2 protein-coding genes are annotated in these 1473 nt (G+C 67.8%); both read right to left on the bottom strand.

Annotation, left to right across the window (positions count from 1 at the left end):
* A partial coding sequence (locus tag EN991_RS35985) for an inositol monophosphatase family protein (RefSeq protein ID WP_281058849.1) occupies positions 1-315 on the bottom strand: 315 nt, incomplete at its 3' end.
* On the bottom strand, positions 302-1473 hold a 1172-nt coding region (locus tag EN991_RS35980; RefSeq protein ID WP_164769648.1), incomplete at its 5' end, for a TldD/PmbA family protein. The genes EN991_RS35980 and EN991_RS35985, both read right to left, overlap by 14 nt.

The raw sequence follows: 1473 nt of genomic DNA, 5'->3' as shown, positions 1-1473 counted from the left end.
CTGGCCTTCCAGGAAACCGCGCGTGCCGTCGATCGGGTCGACGACGAAGGTGCGGCGTGCCGAAAGCCGGACCGGATCGTCAACTGTCTCTTCCGACAGCCAGCCATAATCCGGCCGCGCCGCCAGCAATGTTTCGCGCAGATAGGCGTCGGCCGCGTGGTCGGCCTCGCTGACCGGTGATGTGCCGCCCTTCATCCAGACTTGCGGGCTGTTGCCGAAGTAGCGCATGGCGATCACCCCCGCCTCGCGGGCGGCATCGCGCAGCAGCGGCAAGTCTTCGGTGGCTCCGGCAGTGGTCAGGTCATGCTCCGGCAAGGGTCATGCCTTCGATCAGGAGCGTCGGCGCCGCGGTGCCGAAATTGCGGTCGAGGTCATCGGCCGGCACCATGTTGAGGAACATCGTCTTCAGGTTCGAGGCGATGGTGACCTCGGCGACGGGATAGGCCAGTTCGCCATTCTCGATCCAGAAACCGGAAGCGCCGCGGCTGTATTCGCCGGTGACCATGTCGACGCCCTGGCCGAACACCTCGGTGACGTAGAAGCCGGTCTTGAGCGATTTGATCAGCTCTTCCGGCGACCGCTCGCCGGGTTCGATGGCGAGATTGGTGGAGGATGGCGTAACGGAGGAGCCGCTGCGTGCGCCGCGGCCGTTGGTGACGAGGCCCAGCTCCCTTGCAGCCGAGGTCGACAGGAACCAGTGGTTGAGCACGCCCTTCTCGACCATCAACAGCTTTTCGCCCTCGACGCCTTCGCCGTCGAACGGACGCGAGGCCTGGCCACGTCGCCGGAGCGGCTCGTCGGTGACGGTGATGGCGGAGGCGGCCACCTGCTTGCCCATCATGTCGCGCAGGAACGAGGTCTTGCGCGCGACCGAGGCGCCGTTGATGGCGCCGGCGAGATGGCCGGCGATGCCGCGCGCGACGCGTGGGTCGAACACCACGTCGACCGGCCCGGTCGCCGCCTTGCGCGCGCCGATGCGGCGCACGGCGCGCTCGCCGGCCTTGCGGCCGATGTCCTCGGGCGCATCGAGATCTGCAAAATGCTGGCGCGAGGAGAATTCATAGTCGCGCTCCATGCCGGTGCCCTCGCCGGCGATAACGCTGGCCGAGCGCGAAAAACGCGAGCCGACATAGTGGCCGAGGAAGCCGTGCGAGGTGGCCAGCACCAGGCCGCCCAGCCCGGCACCGGCGCTGGCGCCGGCCGAATTGGTCACGCCCTTGACGGCAAGCGCTGCCGCTTCCGCCGCCAATGCGGCTTCCTTCAACTGGTCTGCCGACACTTCGGTGGCGTCGAACAGGTCGAGATCGCGCGTCTGTTTGGCGAGCAATGCCGGATCGGCCAGCCCTTGATAGGGATCCTGCGGCGACACTTTCGCCATCGCCACGGCGCGCTCGGCCAGCGTTTTCGGGTCGGACGCCGCTGTCGCCGAGACACTCGCCACGCGGCCGCCGACGAAAACGCGCAGCGCCACAT

The sequence above is a fragment of the Mesorhizobium sp. M7A.F.Ca.US.005.03.2.1 genome (genome assembly GCF_003997795.1).
Classification (GTDB): domain Bacteria; phylum Pseudomonadota; class Alphaproteobacteria; order Rhizobiales; family Rhizobiaceae; genus Mesorhizobium; species Mesorhizobium ciceri.
This window is presented reverse-complemented; position numbering and strand designations above follow the sequence as displayed.